1 protein-coding gene is annotated in these 302 nt (G+C 45.0%); it reads left to right on the top strand.

Translation table 11 applies throughout. The features are described 5' to 3' along the window. Nucleotides 1-302, top strand: a 302-nt coding sequence (locus A3860_RS41030; protein WP_158085187.1) for a hypothetical protein, incomplete at both ends; no start/stop codon positions are given.

The raw sequence follows: 302 nt of genomic DNA, 5'->3' as shown, positions 1-302 counted from the left end.
AGGGATAACGGGGAAGATATTTATTCGATCTTTTATGTTGATCCGAATAAAGAACTTACCTATGATCCGGTATTCAAGCTGGATGGTGTGGTGTACCTGGATGCCAATGGACAACCCGATAAGGTTTACAACATGCAAAGCAATTTGATGGTAGACCCGAACTCACTAACGAAGCTTGAGTTTACCCAAAACTTCCGTACGAGTTGGGCTGAAGCGCTGTTGCCTTATCACCCCGAGTATTGCAAGCTAAAGGTGCTGGAATCGTTAAAGGCCAGCAATGTGTGGGACCGTAGAATGGAGAA

It is taken from the genome of Niastella vici, assembly GCF_002077945.1.
Lineage (GTDB): Bacteria > Bacteroidota > Bacteroidia > Chitinophagales > Chitinophagaceae > Niastella > Niastella vici.
The sequence above is the reverse complement of the archived record's forward strand: the minus strand, read 5'-3'. Positions and strand labels throughout refer to the sequence as shown.